This is a genomic window from Natrialbaceae archaeon AArc-T1-2, assembly GCF_030273315.1.
Classification (GTDB): domain Archaea; phylum Halobacteriota; class Halobacteria; order Halobacteriales; family Natrialbaceae; genus Tc-Br11-E2g1.
This window is the reverse complement of sequence record NZ_CP127174.1, coordinates 2,033,796-2,050,426: the sequence shown is the minus strand read 5'-3', so window position 1 is coordinate 2,050,426 and position 16,631 is coordinate 2,033,796. Positions and strand designations below refer to the sequence as shown.

The 16,631-nt window shown below is 63.7% G+C and carries 18 protein-coding genes and 2 pseudogenes; 13 read left to right on the top strand and 7 right to left on the bottom strand.

Going from position 1 to position 16,631, the window contains the following annotated elements; translation table 11 throughout:
- The first annotated feature begins 71 nt into the window (after nt 1-71).
- Nucleotides 72-944 (top strand): DUF6159 family protein, encoded by an 873-nt coding sequence (locus QQ977_RS10545; RefSeq protein WP_285925709.1) that lies wholly within the window; start codon nt 72-74, stop codon nt 942-944.
- Nucleotides 945-1,052: 108 nt separating this feature from the next.
- On the opposite strand, the gene QQ977_RS10540 is transcribed toward QQ977_RS10545, so the two are convergent.
- Nucleotides 1,053-2,339 (bottom strand): O-acetylhomoserine aminocarboxypropyltransferase/cysteine synthase family protein, encoded by a 1,287-nt coding sequence (locus QQ977_RS10540; RefSeq protein WP_285925708.1) that lies wholly within the window; start codon nt 2,337-2,339, stop codon nt 1,053-1,055.
- Between the two features lie 84 nt (nt 2,340-2,423).
- On the opposite strand from QQ977_RS10540, the pseudogene QQ977_RS10535 reads away from it, so the two are divergent.
- Together QQ977_RS10535 and QQ977_RS10530 are read left to right on the top strand one after the other, a co-directional pair.
- Nucleotides 2,424-2,525 (top strand): annotated as a pseudogene (locus tag QQ977_RS10535) (IS5/IS1182 family transposase); the annotation flags it as partial.
- Nucleotides 2,525-2,692 (top strand): annotated as a pseudogene (locus QQ977_RS10530) (ISH3 family transposase); the annotation flags it as partial. The pseudogenes QQ977_RS10535 and QQ977_RS10530, both read left to right, overlap by 1 nt.
- Before the next feature lie 171 nt (nt 2,693-2,863).
- Here QQ977_RS10530 and QQ977_RS10525 read toward each other — a convergent pair.
- Complete coding sequence (locus tag QQ977_RS10525) at nt 2,864-3,607, bottom strand: PH domain-containing protein (protein ID WP_285925707.1); 744 nt, start codon at nt 3,605-3,607, stop codon at nt 2,864-2,866.
- Complete coding sequence (locus tag QQ977_RS10520; RefSeq protein ID WP_285925706.1) at nt 3,604-4,434, bottom strand: hypothetical protein; 831 nt, start codon at nt 4,432-4,434, stop codon at nt 3,604-3,606. Before QQ977_RS10520 ends, QQ977_RS10525 begins: the two co-directional genes overlap by 4 nt.
- Nucleotides 4,435-4,592: 158 nt before the next feature.
- Here QQ977_RS10520 and QQ977_RS10515 point away from each other — a divergent pair, with 158 nt between their 5' ends.
- The 4 genes from QQ977_RS10515 to QQ977_RS10500 are packed head-to-tail and all read left to right on the top strand — an operon-like array spanning nt 4,593 to nt 7,602.
- Entirely contained in the window at nt 4,593-5,873 is a 1,281-nt protein-coding gene (locus QQ977_RS10515) for a PQQ-binding-like beta-propeller repeat protein (protein WP_285925705.1), read from the top strand.
- Nucleotides 5,874-5,921: 48 nt separating this feature from the next.
- Nucleotides 5,922-7,181, top strand: coding sequence for a PQQ-binding-like beta-propeller repeat protein (locus QQ977_RS10510; protein WP_285925704.1), 1,260 nt, complete (start codon nt 5,922-5,924; stop codon nt 7,179-7,181).
- Nucleotides 7,182-7,189: 8 nt separating this feature from the next.
- Nucleotides 7,190-7,345, top strand: a complete 156-nt coding sequence (locus QQ977_RS10505) for a DUF2080 family transposase-associated protein (RefSeq protein WP_285925703.1) — start codon at nt 7,190-7,192, stop codon at nt 7,343-7,345.
- Nucleotides 7,342-7,602 carry a hypothetical protein gene (locus tag QQ977_RS10500; protein ID WP_285925702.1) on the top strand — a complete coding sequence of 87 codons (261 nt, stop codon included), beginning with the start codon at nt 7,342-7,344 and terminating at the stop codon, nt 7,600-7,602. The genes QQ977_RS10505 and QQ977_RS10500 overlap by 4 nt, the downstream gene beginning before the upstream one ends.
- A 13-nt stretch (nt 7,603-7,615) precedes the next feature.
- Here QQ977_RS10500 and QQ977_RS10495 read toward each other — a convergent pair whose 3' ends face one another.
- Nucleotides 7,616-8,368 (bottom strand): DUF7282 domain-containing protein, encoded by a 753-nt coding sequence (locus QQ977_RS10495; protein WP_430540830.1) that lies wholly within the window; start codon nt 8,366-8,368, stop codon nt 7,616-7,618.
- 489 nt (nt 8,369-8,857) lie between these two features.
- On the opposite strand from QQ977_RS10495, the gene QQ977_RS10490 reads away from it, so the two are divergent.
- A complete protein-coding gene (locus QQ977_RS10490) occupies nt 8,858-9,550 on the top strand; it encodes an endonuclease III domain-containing protein (protein WP_285925699.1) in 693 nt (230 codons plus the stop codon).
- A 190-nt stretch (nt 9,551-9,740) separates the two neighbouring features.
- On the opposite strand, the gene QQ977_RS10485 is transcribed toward QQ977_RS10490, so the two are convergent.
- Nucleotides 9,741-11,678, bottom strand: coding sequence for a beta-CASP ribonuclease aCPSF1 (locus tag QQ977_RS10485; protein WP_285925698.1), 1,938 nt, complete (start codon nt 11,676-11,678; stop codon nt 9,741-9,743).
- Here QQ977_RS10485 and QQ977_RS10480 point away from each other — a divergent pair.
- Nucleotides 11,671-11,808 (top strand): hypothetical protein, encoded by a 138-nt coding sequence (locus QQ977_RS10480; RefSeq protein WP_285925697.1) that lies wholly within the window; start codon nt 11,671-11,673, stop codon nt 11,806-11,808. The two genes, QQ977_RS10485 and QQ977_RS10480, sit on opposite strands and share 8 nt — an antisense overlap.
- 211 nt (nt 11,809-12,019) lie before the next feature.
- Nucleotides 12,020-12,502, top strand: coding sequence for a hypothetical protein (locus tag QQ977_RS10475; protein ID WP_285925696.1), 483 nt, complete (start codon nt 12,020-12,022; stop codon nt 12,500-12,502).
- Between the two features lie 196 nt (nt 12,503-12,698).
- Here QQ977_RS10475 and QQ977_RS10470 read toward each other — a convergent pair whose 3' ends face one another.
- Nucleotides 12,699-13,289 (bottom strand): hypothetical protein, encoded by a 591-nt coding sequence (locus tag QQ977_RS10470; protein ID WP_285925695.1) that lies wholly within the window; start codon nt 13,287-13,289, stop codon nt 12,699-12,701.
- Nucleotides 13,290-13,411: 122 nt separating this feature from the next.
- Here QQ977_RS10470 and QQ977_RS10465 point away from each other — a divergent pair, with 122 nt between their 5' ends.
- Nucleotides 13,412-13,606 (top strand): hypothetical protein, encoded by a 195-nt coding sequence (locus QQ977_RS10465; RefSeq protein ID WP_285925694.1) that lies wholly within the window; start codon nt 13,412-13,414, stop codon nt 13,604-13,606.
- An 88-nt stretch (nt 13,607-13,694) separates the two neighbouring features.
- Here the strand turns inward: QQ977_RS10465 and QQ977_RS10460 are convergent, their stop codons facing one another.
- Nucleotides 13,695-15,221 carry a 2-isopropylmalate synthase gene (locus tag QQ977_RS10460; RefSeq protein WP_285925693.1) on the bottom strand — a complete coding sequence of 509 codons (1,527 nt, stop codon included), beginning with the start codon at nt 15,219-15,221 and terminating at the stop codon, nt 13,695-13,697.
- A 245-nt stretch (nt 15,222-15,466) separates the two neighbouring features.
- Here QQ977_RS10460 and QQ977_RS10455 point away from each other — a divergent pair, with 245 nt between their 5' ends.
- Together QQ977_RS10455 and QQ977_RS10450 are read left to right on the top strand one after the other, a co-directional pair.
- A complete protein-coding gene (locus QQ977_RS10455) occupies nt 15,467-16,177 on the top strand; it encodes a V-type ATP synthase subunit D (protein WP_285925692.1) in 711 nt (236 codons plus the stop codon).
- 24 nt (nt 16,178-16,201) lie between these two features.
- Nucleotides 16,202-16,612 (top strand): DUF6276 family protein, encoded by a 411-nt coding sequence (locus QQ977_RS10450; RefSeq protein WP_285928699.1) that lies wholly within the window; start codon nt 16,202-16,204, stop codon nt 16,610-16,612.
- Nucleotides 16,613-16,631 lie beyond the last annotated feature (19 nt).

Sequence of the window (16,631 nt, the reverse complement as noted above, 5' to 3'; positions counted from 1 at the left end):
TCGATCATCCGGTTTCCGGAGATTCAATCGTAACTGAAATATAATATGGGTAGAAATTGATATAGTCGAATATGGGATTGTTCAGCCGCCTCAAGACGGGCTTCGTCCTGTCGGTCGCCAGCCTCCGGGTGCTGCGATCGCATCCGAAACTCGCGGTGTACCCGTTGATGAGCGGTGTCGCGTCGATCGTCTTCGTCCTCGCCGTGCTCGGTCCGGTGTGGTTCGCAGGGGGGAGCTCGCCCGGGATCGTCGAGCTCGCCGCCCTGTTCGTCGTCTACGTCGGGACGAGCTACATCGCGGCGCTATTCAACGCGGGGCTGGTCTACGACGTCGGCCAGATCTTTCGCGGTAACGAGCCGAATCTCGGCGCCGGGCTACGGGCGGCATCGAACCGTTCCAGCGCGTTGCTCGTCTGGGCGTTCGCCAGCGCCGTCGTCGGCATCCTGATCCGGGCACTCGAGTCACGAGGGGAACTCGGAGCGCAGCTCGCGGCGGCGATCTTCAGCGTCGGCTGGGCGATGGCGACGTTTTTCGTCGTGCCGGTGATCGTCTTCGAGGACGACTCCGGCACGTCGATGTTCACGGAGAGTGCGTCGATATTCAAAGAGACGTGGGGCGAGACCGCCGGTGCGAAAGTCGGACTGGGGATCGTTCCCGCCCTGATCGCCGTGGCGGGTCTCGTACTCGCGATCGGTGTCGTCGTCGTCTTCCCGACCGGCGCGTCGGTCGTGACCGGCCTCCTGATCGCCGTGGCGGCGGTCGTCCTCGGCGTTCTCGTCAGCGGCGTCATCACGGGCGTGACCAAGACGGCACTCTACGTCTACGCGACCGAGAACGTCCAACCCGAGGCGTTTCGTCGGTTCGACTTCGAGTCGCTGTTCGACGAGTCGTCGGGATCGACGTCCGGTCCGGGCGGGCTTACCGGTCAGCGCGGACGGATCTAGCCGCGGTTCGAACACGGCCGATCGAAATCGTCGTGACGTCGTTCGCACGGCCTTCGATTCGTTCGATATCCTATCGTTCGCCGTCACGTCGACCGATCGTAGTCACGCTCAGGCTTTTTCGATCGCCTGGTCGAGGTCTGCGATGATGTCGTCGACGTCTTCGATGCCGACCGAAAGGCGAACGAGGTCGTCGGTCGTCCCGCTCGCGAGTTTCTCCTCTTCGGTGAGCTGCTGGTGGGTCGTGCTGGCGGGGTGGATGATTAGCGTCTTCGCGTCGCCGACGTTCGCGAGCAGGCTCGCGAGGTTCACTTCGTTACAGACCGTCTCAGCGGCGTCGTAGCCGCCCTCGAGACCGAACGTGATCATGCCGCCGTAGCCGCCCTCGAGGTACTCCGTGGCGTTGTCGTGGGTCTCGTGGCTCTCGAGGCCGGGGTAGGTAACCCAGGCGACGTCGGGATGGTCCTCGAGGTACTCCGCGACGACCTGGGCGTTCGCGCAGTGTTTCTCCATGCGGGCGGGCAGACTCTCGAGTTTCTGGAGGGTCGTCCAGGCGTCGAAGGGAGACTGCTGGTTGCCCAGGTCCCGAAGACCGCGGGTACGGGCGGCGATGGCGAAGGCCTGCTCGCCGAAGGCCTCGGAGAAGTTCATGCCGTGGTAGGCCGGGTTGGGTTCGGTGAGTTCGGGGAAGTCACCCTCCTCCCAGGGGAAGGTGCCGCCGTCGATCAAAATGCCGCCGACGGTCGTTCCCGCGCCGGTGAGCCACTTCGTCGTCGAGTTCCAGACGATGTCCGCGCCGTGTTCGATCGGCCGGCACAGATACGGCGTCGCGAACGTGTTGTCGACCATCAACGGGACGTCGTTGTCGTGGGCGATCTCTGCGACGCGTTCGATGTCGGGCGTGACGAGGGCCGGGTTGCCGATCGTCTCGAGGTGGACGAAGGCCGTGTCGTCGTCGATCGCTTCCTCGTATGCGTCGTAATCCAGCGTGTCGACGAACGTCGTCTCGATACCCCGTTTCGAGACGGTGTGCGTGAGGTAGGTGTAGGTCCCGCCGTAGAGCGCCGACGCCGAGACGATGTTGTCGCCGACGTCACAGAGGATGAAGGTCGCGAGATCGAGTGCAGCCATTCCCGACGACGTCGCGAGCGCGCCGACGCCACCTTCGAGGCTCGCGACGCGCGCTTCGAGCATCGCGTTCGTCGGGTTCATGATCCGCGAGTAGATGTTGCCGAACTCCTCTAGGCCGAACAGGGCGGCGGCGTGGTCGGTATCCTCGAAGACGTAGGAAGTAGTCTGATAGATCGGTGGTGCCCGCGAGCCGGTCGCTGGATCGGGCTCCTGTCCAGCGTGGACGCTTCGCGTGGCGAATTCGGGTTCGTTTTCTTCGTCGCTCATACCGTGGGGAGAGTGTCGGCAGGGTTGTAAAACTACTAGATGTCATAGAAACGTTCTCAGAGAAGGCAGCAGGGTGTTGGAACTGTGTCTACGAGCGCCAGCACCCAGCAAGACGTAGCGTCGGTAGACGACTTCTTGAATGCCGCGGCTACCGAGACAGTGCCGCTGTTCGAGCATCTTGAGTTTACCTCCACTGGATGTACGTGGCGACGCCCTGCCGTGGGAGGCGTCGCCTCTGGGAGTGGTCGTTCACGGAGTTCTGTGAGATGGTCGTTCGTGCTGCCTGGACGGCTCTCGGTGTACGCAGAGCTGTCCCAGCGAATCAACCACTCGACGACCGTGTCTTCCGGTAGCTGTCCCTGAATTGGGGCAGCGATCGTGAATGGCGACTGTCCAGTGCCGAAGCTCACCGCCACCATCTTTTCGAGACGGGCCGAGCACAGTTCAAGCAGATTCAACGCCTACCGGACGAGATAGTGCAGCTGTCGATGTGATCGACTGAGTCTCTCTCGCCGTCCTAGCGGTCACCGGCGCTGGTCGGCGAACTTTCGCGTCCGCTCTCTGATGATCGACCGGACGCGTCCGGGGTGTGGGACGTTATGGAACTCAACGTAGCCGAGACTGGCGTTCGTCCCGCCGGTGAGTACCGCCACCGTCCCCACGCCGAAAGCTCGCTGGATTCGGTTCTGGTCGAGTTCGTGACCTCTGACCTGCGTGAACGGGACGTCTCGAGAGCGCCGCCGGAACCACAGCGTGAACTCGTAGCGGATCGTGTCGTTGGTGATGAGGTACTGCGTCCGCGTCAGGATGTAGATTCGGACGAGGAATCGCGCGACGACGATGACCACGACGAAGACGACGATCCAGCCGAGGATCGACGACAGTTCAGGGTCCTCGAGTCCCAGAAGGTTCTGGAAGAGTGCTGCCGCGAGTGCGCCACCGATCACGAGCGTCAGGCCGATCCAGGCGAGCGAGGGCTTGATCGTGGGACGGGTCCGATAGCGGATCTGCCCGCCGGGCGCCCCGTCTTCGGCGTCCTCGGAAGGGTCCGTGACGGCGGTCGACTCGTCGTAGCTCGTCGTCGTCGCGTCGGCGGCCGCAGTGTCCGTTTCAGCGCTCGTGCTTGTCGCCTCGGGAGTCGAGCCACCATCGGGTATGACCTCGTGATCTGTTAGACTGTCGACCGTTCCGGATCCGGTACGAGTCGGAGTCCCGTTCGGTGTCGGTTCGCCTGCGTCGTCTGAAGATCGTGATTCGCGTCGTGTCATAGTAGAATGGGCGTCGTGTGCGCGACGATGGCACCGTCGAGGAAGAGGGCGATGGCGATGGAGCCGAGGACGAACAGGATCGGCGAGGCGACGACGAAGCCGACCGCGAGCAGGCTCGCGGAACGGCTCGAGTGGTGGTTGTGGCGGGCACCGAGGTACAGTGAATAGAAGTAGTACAGCGCAGCAACGAACAGGCCGGTCAGTGCGACGACCCCCGACCGGGTAATCTCGGTGAGATCGACCGGCTCGGGTCGGCCGCTGGGCAATTCGAGGTTCGTTCCGGTGGCGTCAATGACGGCGTAGATGAACTCCGCCTGGACCCAGATAAGCCAGTCGTCTGCAACGGAGATCGCCGGCGACGTCGAGAGGTACCAGGTGACGCTGAAAATCGCCGCGAGGTAGATGCCGGTCGAGTAGACGACCGTGTGGATCGACTGGAGGACGCCACTCGAGTTGCGCGTGAGCCAGACGGCCACGTGGAAGGTGAGGAAGGTGAGCGCGGAGGCCGCAAAGAGGAACGTGCAGTTCTGGACCAGCGCGAGGAGGAACTGCCAGCCCGAGACGGGATCGGTGCCGACGGAGACGGCGACGCTCTCGACGACCGCCGGGGGAGCGCCCACTTCTCCGGTCGCGCCGAACCCCGCGTAAGTGATCGGGACGGCGTACAAGAAGAGATTGAAGAGGTAGAACGTGACGAGACGGAGCGCCTCATAGAGCCGCGTTCGACGCGTCTGGCCGTACACCTCGACGTTCGCCGAGACGATGTCAGACGGGTCAAAGAGTGCACTGTACCCGTACCGGGCGAACCGGAAGGACGATCCCGCCATCGTATCGGATCGATAGTAAGTGTCTAAAGTAAACGTATCGGTCGATGCAACCGGTGGACGGTGTCCGCCCGTGTCGAGCATCCGGATCGCCATATCGACCGTTTGCTGAATTCCTGATTCACGATATGTTTTTCGTGTGGCCGACCATGCGAGGGGGTATGAACGAGCGGGGACGAGCGTCGAGGCCTCGAGCCGTCGGCAGGCGGAGACTGCTCCGATCGGGCGCAGCCGTGGGCGGTATCGGACTCGCAGGCTGTATGCAACCGCTGCTCGAGGAGGGAGAAGCGGCGGAGGACGGCGAGCCAGCCGAGGAACCCGGCGACGGAGGCGGGGAGACCCCGGACACCGACGCCGAGAGTGACGACGGCGTCGAAGTCGTCGAGGAACTGCACCTCGAGCCCGCCTGGGAGGTGGACCGCTTCGGCTCGAGCGTCGTTACCCACGACGGCCAGTTTTTAACACAGGTCGGAGAGCGGCAATTGACCGCGCTCGACGCAGACGGTGGGGTTCAGTGGGAGGCGGCACCGCTAGAGAGGGACGATCACTCCTACGCCCTCCCGGGCGGCAGTGGCAACCAAGACGGGGTTTCCGTTCTGGACGACGTCCGCTACGTCGGGACGCTCCCCCACGGCGACCATGCCGGTCGCGTCTTCGCCTACGAATACGACGGCGGCTCGACCCGTTTCGAACACGAGCCGGACGAATCAGTCAGTATTCGGCATCTCACCGGCACAGCCGACGGCGTCGTCTACTACGGGTCCGACCCCGAGAACGACATCTGGTTAGTGCGCGCGCTCGAGTACGATGGCGAGACGCGCTGGACGATCCGGCTCGAAGACGACGGCGACGGCCCGTGGAACGTCCGCAACCTCGTCGCCGGCGACGGCCTGGTGATCGCGACAGACGAACTCGCAGTCGGCGTGTACGACCTCGCGGACGGGTCGCTCGTCGAGACCATCGATCTCGACCCCGTCGTGCGAGAAGCGCACTCCAGCAACGACTCGCTGGTGTATCTGCGAACGGACAACGGTGATCGACTCACCGCACTCGAGCGGTCCTCGTTCGATCTCGCCTGGGAACAGGACCTCGAGCGGACCGCGGTGAGTCCGACGGCGCTCGTCGACGGCGTCATCTACGCTGGATCCGAGGGTGGGTTCGTCCACGCCTACGACGCCGCGGACGGAACGCTGCTGTGGGAATCGCCGCGACTCGCCGGCCGGATCGACACGCGACCGACCGTCGGGGAGTTCGTCTGGGCGACCGACGACCTCGGAACGATCTACGCACTCGAGCGCGACGACGGAACGGTCCGGTACCGGGAAGACTACCGCGAGGGGCTCGATTCCTCGACGGCCTACAACGAAGTGACCATCGCCGCCATCGACGGGACTGTGTTGATCGGCGAGAGCGGGCAGGCCTACCGGGTGAGATCGGCCTGACCCGACTGTAACCAGTACCGTTAGGTCACCAGGGTAACGAGTTCTCGTATGGACCGGCGGTCATTCTGTGCAGTGACGGGAGTTGCCCTCTCGGCTGGCTGCCTCCAGTTACAGGAGGCCGAAACCGGCGACGGGAGCGGTGACGAGACCGAGGACGAGCCACCAGCAGAGACCGCACCATCGGAGGGCGTCCAGAGCGTCACCCTCACGGAGGCGTTCACACTGGAGGATCGGCTCCGGGCCACGTTCAGCCACGAGGGATCGTTCTGGGGGTTCGTCGACCATCGACTGCAGGCCGTCGGGCCGGATGGCACGCTCGAGTGGGAGAGCGACTCGGTCGGAGACGACGTCTCCCTCGTTCCGTCGACGCTGCTGGCTGGCAGTGAAGTCGGCGGCTCCTGTGTCGCGTTCAGCCCCGATCGGGTCTTCGCGGGTGGGCTCGAGGGCGGAGTGGACACTGGACGTGACGAGCGGGCCACACTCTACGCCTTCGACCGCGAAACGGGCACACTCGAGTGGGAAGACGCCGTCGAGCGTCCGCCGGAGTACGTCAGGCCTCTCTCGGCCACGACCGTTGCCGACGTCGTCGTGGCCGCGATCGACGTCGGGAGCGGCAGCGACGACGAGCCGTGGGTGCTTCGGGCACTCGAGGTCGACACCGGCGAATCACGGTGGGAGGAATCCCTCGAGGACGTTCGCATTCAGCACATCCTCGCCCACGACGAGACGCTGTTCGTCTCGACCGACGATGGCCTCCTCGAGTTCGATCCCGAGAGCGGATCCCAGACGGGAACCGTCGACGTTACGGCCCTTCCACCACACGCCAGCCCGACCGACGACGTGCTGTGCTGTGCGACGTTGGCGGGAATCGAACGCGTCGACCTCGCTACGGGCGAGATCGAGTGGATCGAAGATCGAGAGCGGCCGATCGGATCGCTCGCTGCCGACGACGCGTCGGTTTACGGCATCGACCACGCCGGCTACGTCACCGCGCTCGACCGTGGGACCGGCGAGCAGCGCTGGGAGTCGCGCCTCCCGATCGAGAACGTCCGTAACGGTGGCTTCGTCTCGAGTGGGGACGTCCTGTGGGCCAGCGGCAACGATGGCAGCCTCTACGGGCTTGCGGCGGCAGACGGCGAACTGCTGTACGACGAGTCCCACCACGACTACGGGTTCCACCTCGGCGCCATCGACGACGTGCTCCTGACGAGTTCGTCGGAGAGAGGGTTCGTAACTGTTGTTACATTTGGCAGTAATCAGCAATCTTCAGTAGCTTCCCGCAACCCCAAGAGCAGCTTTAAGTTATAACTCAGGGTATGGAAGATCGGTTCGAAATTCACGGACACGAAGTTGTGGAAGGTGACGTTACCCGTGTCGGGAACGGAGCACACGTCCTCGTTCCGAAGGACTGGCTCGGCGCCGAAGTCAAAGTCGTCCGCACTACCGACCCCCAACAAGACGGCGAGGAATGACGCAACTCACCCACCAGTTCCACGTCCCCGACGACTACCACGAGGCGTACAATCGTCTCCAACACTTCACCGCAAAACACACCCAGCGCCTTCTCCGCGAGGAATACTGGGCGGACGCGCACCTCGAAGACATCCAAGACCACAGCGGCCAGTCCTATACCTACATCCGCGACGACGATATCGACTGCTTCGAAGACACGGACGAATACCTGTACAGTCGGTTCAAACGGTGCGTCTACACTCCAGTAGCGATATGACGGACCATCCCGATCAACTGAACTCGCGGCGGATCTCGGCGACGGTCTGATGCACCGACGACCGATGCGGTTGCAGATCGTCTTCGTGGTGGACCGCTGCGATATCGTGAACGATCGACAGCCCATCGTGACCGAGCGTGTGATTGTGTTCGGGTTCACGATACGCGGGATCGGTGGTGACGAAATCGTCGCCTGTTTTCGGATCGTTTCGATGAGGAATCGCGAACAGCGGTTGTCCTTCGGCGAGTCCGTGAGCGTTCTGCTTGAACGCGTACTCGCCGCAATCGCGTGACATCGGACTAGCCGGGATCGTGCCACCGTGATCCACGGTGTCGAGCAGCGGCACCTCGATGTCGTTGTAGCCGCCGGGTTCCATCAACGGTGTGATCCCGATCAGGCTGGCGTTGATCGGATCAAGATCCGGATCGTTCATGTCAAACCTTTCCGGCCCGCCAATGTTGTGCAATCGGCGGGTGTCGTGAATCGATACGTAGCCGCCGTCGGACATGAACACGCGATTGATGGTAACGTGCGTTCCACTCGTGCACTGTGTCCCGATCGTCACGTTGGCCCCTTCGGTGGGAGCGTTCGCGCTGGCTGTGCCAGCCCCGAGCACGAGTGCACCGGTGGTTCCGGCACCGATCAACACGCGTCGCCTCGAAACGTGGTGCTGTCGTCCTTGGTCTGCCGTCCCCGTCGCAGTACGGTCGTTCTCCGTCCGCGATTCTGTCGCCGCCGTTTGATGTGACTCTTTGTCTGTTGCCATAGCTGCAGCTTGCTCCGCAGTTTTCGATTTCGTCGATCGGACAACCCGAATACGGGACCCCTGACCACTGAACGTCGTACCCCCCGTTAAACTGCGATCGACGGGGTTGTGTCGTTATTGAAATGACTTAAGTCTAATGATTTTAACTCATGTAATGTAGAAATAGAATAGTATGTGGTTAGAGATGTTGGGTTGATCGGCCGCCGGCCATCCAGCTGGAACGCAACCAGCCATCAGCAGAATACTTCAGAAGGGTGTTGGCTTCGGGTGAACCGCCTCGGGATCAAGCCCCGAGGCTTCTTCCCGTGGAACCACGGTCCTCTTGGTGAACCACGACCAACTCTCACGGTAATGTCTCAATCGCGGGCTGAACAGGTGGTGGACTGTCTCTGGGATGTCTACGCAGAGGAATACTCGCCGTTCCCGAGCGAGAACATCGGTGTCGAGCCTGGCCAGGATACATCTATAGAAGGTATAGAAGATATATTTGTGTACTGGGAGAAGACCTACGGCGGCCGAGACGCCTTCCCCTGTCTCGTCCGGACGATCCTTAGCCAGAACACGAGCGACGTCGCGAGCCAGCCCGCCTACGACGGGCTGTGCGAACGCTACGACGAGCCCGACCGCGACCTCGCCGCGGCGCTCGCGGTGGCCGACCGCGACGAACTCGCCGAGACGATCAGCGCGGCCGGCCTCTACAATCAGAAGTCCGAAATGATCCAGGAAGCGGCCACGTGGATTCTCGAGGAGTTCGACTCCGCGGCCGGCTTCGACAAGTACGTCACCGAGGAAGCGCCCGAGAAGGTCCGCCAGACCCTCCTCTCGATCCACGGCGTCGGCCCCAAGACTGCCGACTGCGTGTTGCTGTTCGCCGGCGGGCAATCCGGCGTCTTCCCCGTCGACACCCACGTTCACCGGATCTACCGTCGCATGGGGATCGCCCCGCCCGACGCCGATCACGAGGAGGTACGGGCCGTCCTCGAGCGTGACGTTCCCGCCGCGAAGTGTGGCTTCGGCCACACGGCGACGATCCAGTTCGGGAGAGAGTACTGTACGGCACGCAAGCCGGCCTGCCTCGAGGACCCCGAGGCCTGTCCGCTCGCCGACCGCTGTGACCAGGTCGGGGTCTACCCCGAGACGGGCGAGGTCGTCGACCCGGCCGACGCCCCCGAAGCGGAATAAACGGATGTTTCTGCCGACCGACCAGCCACGTGGCCGTCACTCGCGGCCGCGGATAAGCTAAGCGGCCGCGAGTGACCGGGGAAGGACAGGCCGTTCACGCGGCGCGCAACCCGCGCGCCGCGTTGCGTTGCGGTCCTGGCGGACATGAAAAGGGCGAAGCGCGCCCGCCAGGGCGCGCTGAGGGCTTTCTTTAGAGGAAGCGGAACGTCTCGAGGTTCTTCGGCGCGAACGTCCGCATATCGTACTCGTGGTACAGCGCCGAGGAGAGGTCCTGCGTCGAGCGTTCGTCGCCGTGGACACACAGCACCTTCTCAGGGCGGGGGTTCATCGTCTTCACGAAGTTCTCGAGGCCGGCGCGGTCGGCGTGGCCGGAGAAGCCGTCGACGGTCTCGACGTCGACGTTGAGCGTCAGGGTGCCGCGGCCGTTGCCGTTGGGACCGCCGTGGCCGACCTCGCTCGTGGGGATCTCGTCCCAGCCGTTCTGGATGCGCCGGCCGAGCGTCCCCTGGGCCTGGTAGCCGACGAAGACGAGCGTCGAGTCCGGGTCGGGACCGATGTGGCCGAGCCAGGACATGATCGGACCTCCAGTGACCATCCCCGACGTCGAGAGGATGATCGCGGGACCGCCGTCGGCGACCTCCTGGCGTTCTTCCTCGCCGCCGTCGATGTGGTTGAACTCCTCGGCGAGGAACGGGTTCTCGTCCTCGTGGAAGATCCGATCCCGGAGGTCGTCACGCAGATACTCGGGGTAGGTGGTATGAATCGCCGTCGCCTCCCAGATCATCCCGTCCAGATGGACCGGCATCGAGGGGATCTCACCCTCGCGCATCGCCTCCTCCAGGACGAGCATGATCTCCTGGGAGCGACCGACCGCGAAGGCGGGGATGAGTACCTTGCCACCCCGCTCTGCGGTCTCGCTGATGACCTTCTTGAGCTTGCGCTCGGAGTCTTCCTGGTCGGTCTGGTAGTCGTTGCGTCCGCCGTAGGTCGACTCGAGGACGAGGGTTTCGACCCGCGGGAAGTCGTTGACCGCGCCGTTGAACAGCCGGGTGTCCTCGTAGTGGATGTCACCGGAGAAGGCGACGTTGTAGAGGCCGTCGCCGATGTGAAAGTGCGAGACGGCAGAGCCGAGGATGTGACCGGCGTTGTGGAAGGTGAGTTTGACGTCCGGCGCGATGTCGGTGACGTCGCCGTACTCGAGCGGAATGGTGTGTTTGATCGCTTCCCGGACCTGCTCGGAATCGTACGGCGGCGTCCGACCTTCCTTTGCCGCGACGTCTAAGTAGTCAAGCGTCAACAGCCCCATCAGATCCCGCGTCGGCTCGGTACAGTAGATCGGTCCGTCGTAGCCGTACTTAAAGAGCAAGGGGATGAGTGCGGAGTGATCGAGGTGGGCGTGGGTGAGGACGACGGCGTCCAGATTCTGGGCACCCGCACCGAGGGCTTCGGGGACGTGGAGGTACGGGACTTCGCCTTCGGCGCCGGGTTTGTCACCGCAGTCGATAAGCACGCGCGTTTCGGGCGTCGAGAGGATAAAGGAGGCCCGGCCGACCTCGCGACAACAGCCCAGCGTGGTGATCCGGACGTACTCGTCGTCGGACATCTCCTCGCGGTGGATCTGTCGGCCGACCGTCTCTAGAATATCTCGTCGTTCGTCCCGCTCCTGTTTGAGGAAGTTGCGGACGTTCGAGACCGTCGACGATTCGATCGGCGGCGTTCGGACGACTTCGGGCGTCCAGCCGACGCTTTTGGTGATCTCACGCAGCGTCGAGCCGTGGCGGCCGATCACCATCCCCGGCTTCTCGGCCTCGATGACGACCTCGCCGGTATCGACGTGAAAGTCCAGATCGGTGACGCCGGCCTCCTCGGGGATGACGTCCATGATCTCCTCGCGAGCCTCGCTCGGTCGCGAGAGAACGCTCGGATCCGGGCGGACGGTGATGCGCTTCCGGAGTTTGCTCGCGAGCTTCCGGATGAGGTCGCCTTGCTGGGCGAACTTCTTCGGGTCGCGCGTGTAGACTACCAGTTCGGGACCCTCGTACTTCACCGAGGAGACCGAGATATCACTCGGTAGCTCACTCGTGATCTCTGCTTTCAGTTCGTCGAGTTGCTGCTCTACAGTGCTCATAGTCGCAAGCGTTCACTCGCGTGGACCCGTTCCGGCCACGGACGGACGTGCCTCCCGAGCGACGGTCACGGGGACCGACGTCCCGAACGAGGACGGCATCGACGAGGGGACGAACTGGCGGATCGCGTGAACCACCGGTGGCCACGCGGTCAGTGCCATATCTCGTCTCTCGTCCCGGATCATCGTGTGAGAGTCGCTCGTGCCAACCGGCACGCCTCCAGGTCGTTCGTGTCCTGGTCCGTGCGGGAAGATTCCAGGGAGAACCCGCTTACTCGAGCCTATTCCGTGCGTGGTATAAAAGCCTTCGCAAACGTGAGGGGGGTACGCGACGAACGGCCGATATGCGACTGACACCGGATCGCGTCGCCGCAGAACGGGACTGGGTAGCCGACCGCGCGGACACCGTCGTCCCTATCATCAACGACGTCCGCGACGACCTCGGCACGATATTCGAGACCGACGTCACCCACGCGAGCACGGACCAGTATCGCGAGGAGGTCGATGCCGTCTTCGCCGACGGCGACCTCGCGGTCAACGTCGCCGCCATGGTCGCGATTCTGCGAGACTTAGACGTCGAGGACGACTATCCCGGCTTCGTCGTCGACGAGATCCTCGGGCGAGAACTCGCCGCAACGATCTCGGGCACCCAACCGCTTCGAACGCTCGGCGAGGCGACGTTTCACTACGCCGACGTCCACGTACAGGGGCCGGCCGAGGAGAACGCGGGCGTCGACGACCTCGAGGCGGCACTGGCGGCCGGCTTCCAAGAACGCATTCCAGGGTGGCCCTGGACGGAACGGGAGAGCCCGTTCGCTGTGGACTGAAACGACTCATACTGTCGGTCATACAGACGTGAACGCGACGAGCGACACCAGACACACGTTCACCGGCCGGCTCACCCGAACGCCAATTCACCGGTCCATGACCGACAGCACAACACGGATTCGATGTCGAGAACGTCGAGGCGGTACCTCATCAGAAACGTCGCCGGAACCGTCGAAGTGGGTGCCCGTCGTCCCGTTACTCGTCGGAATCCTCGTCAGCGTCGTCCTCGGTTTCTTCCTGCTCCTCGAGTTCGCCTTCTAACTCTTCTTCGATCTCTTCGAGTTCCTCTTCGTCGGGCTGTTCGCTTCCGGGTGACTGTTGTTCCTCGGCAGCCTGCTGTTGCTCGAGGATCGTCTCGTAGGTCGCTCCACCGTGGAGCTGACTCACGGTGCCGTTCATCAGCGCGTCGATGAGCGACGCGGGTTCGCCGTCTAGAAGGTACAACATCCCCATCTCCATCTGACCCGTTTGATCGGTAAGCGATTCAGACTCCTCGACGATCAACTCGTCGTCGTCCGCCTCGCGATCTTCGAACGACGTGATTGCGTCATCGACGAGCGTTTCGAGTTCCTGCTCGGCCTCCATCTGATCCATCTCGCCAGCCATTACGTCTTCTTGAATCTCCTGCATCGCCTCTCTGTTCGGCTCGACGATCGCCGTAACCTTGTCGGCGTGGGGACCATCGCCGTCGCTCATCGGGTTGAGATCGGCACAGCCGGCGACTGCGGCCGTCGCGCTCGCGCCGGTGAGCTGGAGAAATCGCCGTCGGTTGGGCGTATCGACCATCGTGCTACCGTTTCCGGGCTAGTCGAAGATAAGGCTTTTCGATATTTGGGACATACGCCGAGTGCTGACGGTGGTCGATCTCCTTCGTCGCGTTCAATACCCGCTCGAGCGAACTGGTGAGTATGAAACGTCGACAACGATTGCTCGTCGGGACGATCTGGATCGTGGTCGCGGCGCTTATCGCGATCGGACTCGAACCCGGACTCCCGTCTTCCCTCGGCGACGTCGCTCGCCTGTTCGTGGTCCTGCTGGCGCTGTTTCTCGCCGTGTTGTACCTGCTCGATCCGAAGGGGATCGTCAGTAAAAAGCCGTTCTGACGGACTTATAACGACGGCTGTGAATCGGTACCGATGCAACCGAGGCCCGTCTTGCGGTTGCATCGGAACATAGTCACAGCCATCATTATTAGTCGTCTGCGGGCAGGGTCGGGTTCTGCTCGTTCTCGAGCAGCCGGTCGAGTGCGTCGACCATGGCTGTCACGCTCGCACGCGTGATGTCGGCCTCGCTACGGGCGACGGTCACCGTACGATCGTCTCTGCGCATCGTCACCTCGACGGTGACGACCGCGTCGGTGCCGCCGGTGACCGCGTCGACGTGATAGGAGTCGAGTTCGGCGTCAGCGGCCGTCCCGAGTGCGTCTCGCACTGCCGCGACGGCGGCGTCGACCGGCCCCGATCCCGTGCCGCTTGCGACCCGTTCCTCGCCGGCGACGTCGAGGCGGACGCTCGCGGTCGGGACGTCGCTCCCGCTGATCGCGGTGAGCTCGAGGAGTTCGACGGTGCGTTCGCGGTCGTCGCCGGTGACGTCCTCGGCGACGGCGAGCAAGTCGGCGTCGGTGACCCGTCGGCCGCGGTCGCCGAGTTCGGTCACGCGCGTGGCGATCTCGGCGACCTCGTCGTCGCCTGCCTCGACGCCGTGTTCCTCGAGAGTCGCTTCGACGCCCGCCCGCCCGGTGTGTTTCCCGAGCGCGAGCCGGCGTTCCCGGCCGACGGTCTCGGGCGGGTACGGCTCGTACATCTTCTCGTCTTTGAGCGTCCCGTCGGTGTGGATGCCGCTTTCGTGGGTGAACGCGTTCTGTCCGATGACGGCCTTGTTCGGCGCGAGCTCGACGCCGGTCGCCCGGGAGACGATCTGTGCGAGGTCGTACAGCTCCTCGAGCTCGAGCGTCTCGACATCGTAGACGTGATCGAGCGCGATCGCGACCTCTTCTAAGGCGACGTTGCCGGCACGTTCGCCCAGCCCGTTGACGGTACAGTGGATGAGATCGGCACCCGCGGCGATACCCGCGAGCGCGTTGGTGACTCCGAGTCCGAGGTCGTCGTGGGTGTGGGCGCTCGTGGGTCCGAGCTCGGCGAGCCGGGAGACGGCTTCGTAGGTGCGTTCGGGACCAGTGTGGCCGACGGTGTCGGCGAAACAGACCCGGTCGGCGCCGGCGTCGAGTGCGGTTCCCATCAGTTCCTCGAGGTACTCGAGGTCGGCCCGGGAGCCGTCTTCGCCGATGACCTCGACCCAGAGGTCGTGATCGGCAGCGTACGCGACGAGCTCTGCGGTCGTCTCGAGGTTGCCCTCGTGGGTCGTGCCGACTTTCCCCTCGATGTGGCGGTCGCTCGATGGGACGACGAGGTGGATGCCGTCGACGCCACACTCGAGTGCGAGGTCGATGTCGTTTCTGATGCCACGACAGAAACTCGTCACCACGGCGTCGAGGTCGAGGTCGGTCACGCGGGCGATCCCCTGGCGTTCGCCGGGGCCGGTGCAGGCGCTGCCGGCCTCGATCACGTCGACCCCGGCGCGCTCTAACGCGGTGGCGATCTCGACTTTTTCCTCGGGGGAAAGCGAGATGCCAGGCGCTTGCTCGCCATCGCGAAGGGTCGTATCCAGGAGCTGAACAGTACGATCGTCGTCAACGTCAAGTGCGTCACGGCCTACCATGAAGGTTCGAGAATCGGTGTCAGTTTCGGGGGCGAATTTCTCGGCCAGCCGCCTCGCGGCGACTTCCTCTATCCTCCACAGCGGGCGTCTCTCGTGCCATGTGTACCCGGACGAACGAAGCGGCGTCATAAAAGGCCATCGAAGAATTCGCCGGGTGTCGACTCGGGTTCTGAACCGACGCGGCGACGCCGTCGCGACCCGAACTGTAAACAGTTATCCGACTGGGTGCGCAAGCCCTCCACAAGATGGCCAAGGACGTCAAGCCCACCCGCAAGAACTTGATGGCGATCGAAGATCGCATCGAGCTCTCCGAGCGGGGCCACGGCACACTCGAGAAGAAACGGGACGGGCTGATCATGGAGTTCATGGACATCCTGGACAAGGCCCAGGACGTCCGTGGCGACCTCGCCGACGATTACGAGCAGGCCCAGAAGAAGATCAACATGGCCCGGGCGATGGAAGGCGACGTCGCGGTCCGGGGCGCGGCCGCGGCCCTCGAGGAACACCCCGAGATCACCACCGAGTCGAAAAACATCATGGGCGTCGTCGTCCCACAGATCGAGTCCTCCCGGGTCTCGAAGAGCCTGGACCAGCGTGGCTACGGCGTACTCGGCACCTCCGCGCGTATCGACGAGGCCGCAGAAGCCTACGAGGACTTACTCGAGAGCATCATCCTCGCCGCCGAGGTCGAGACGGCGATGAAGAAGATGCTCAAAGAGATCGAGACGACGAAACGCCGCGTCAACGCCCTCGAGTTCAAGCTCCTGCCCGAACTGTACGAGAGCCAGGAGTACATCGAACAGAAACTCGAAGAACAGGAACGCGAGGAGATCTTCCGGCTGAAGAAGATCAAAGAGAAGAAAGAACAGGAGGAAGCCGACGAGCGAGACGCCGAGGATGCAGACGAGGAAGAGCCAGAACAGACGGCTGCAAGCGGCGTTCCCGGCGACGACTGAGATCTGACCGTGTCTGCGTCTCCGCTGGCGTGTACGTGTGAGCGCGACCCCGTCGCGTTTTCGATTCCCGCGCCCTGGCACGAGCACGCCCCCGAGAACGCGGCCGTGGCGGCGATCTGTCCGCGCTGTCTCGCCGTGTATCCGGCCGAGGACGCAGCGACATCCGACGGTTCCGACCCCGACCCCGATCCCGATTTCTCACGCGTAAGCGAGACGTTCCCGACCGGCGACGGCGCGGTCGCGCTCGCGCTTACCCTCGGCCTGTGTGACTCGCTCGCGACCAACCGCGCGAGTCTCGAGGCGACCCTCGAGGCCGCCGAACGGGCCGGCGTCGACCCGCTACTGGCGATCGATCGGCTGTGTGCCGATCCCTCGATCGAGCCCGCGATCGACCTCGAGCGCCGGCGTGAGCAACTCGAGTCGCTTCTGTACTAGTACTGCGGTCCGTTCGGTC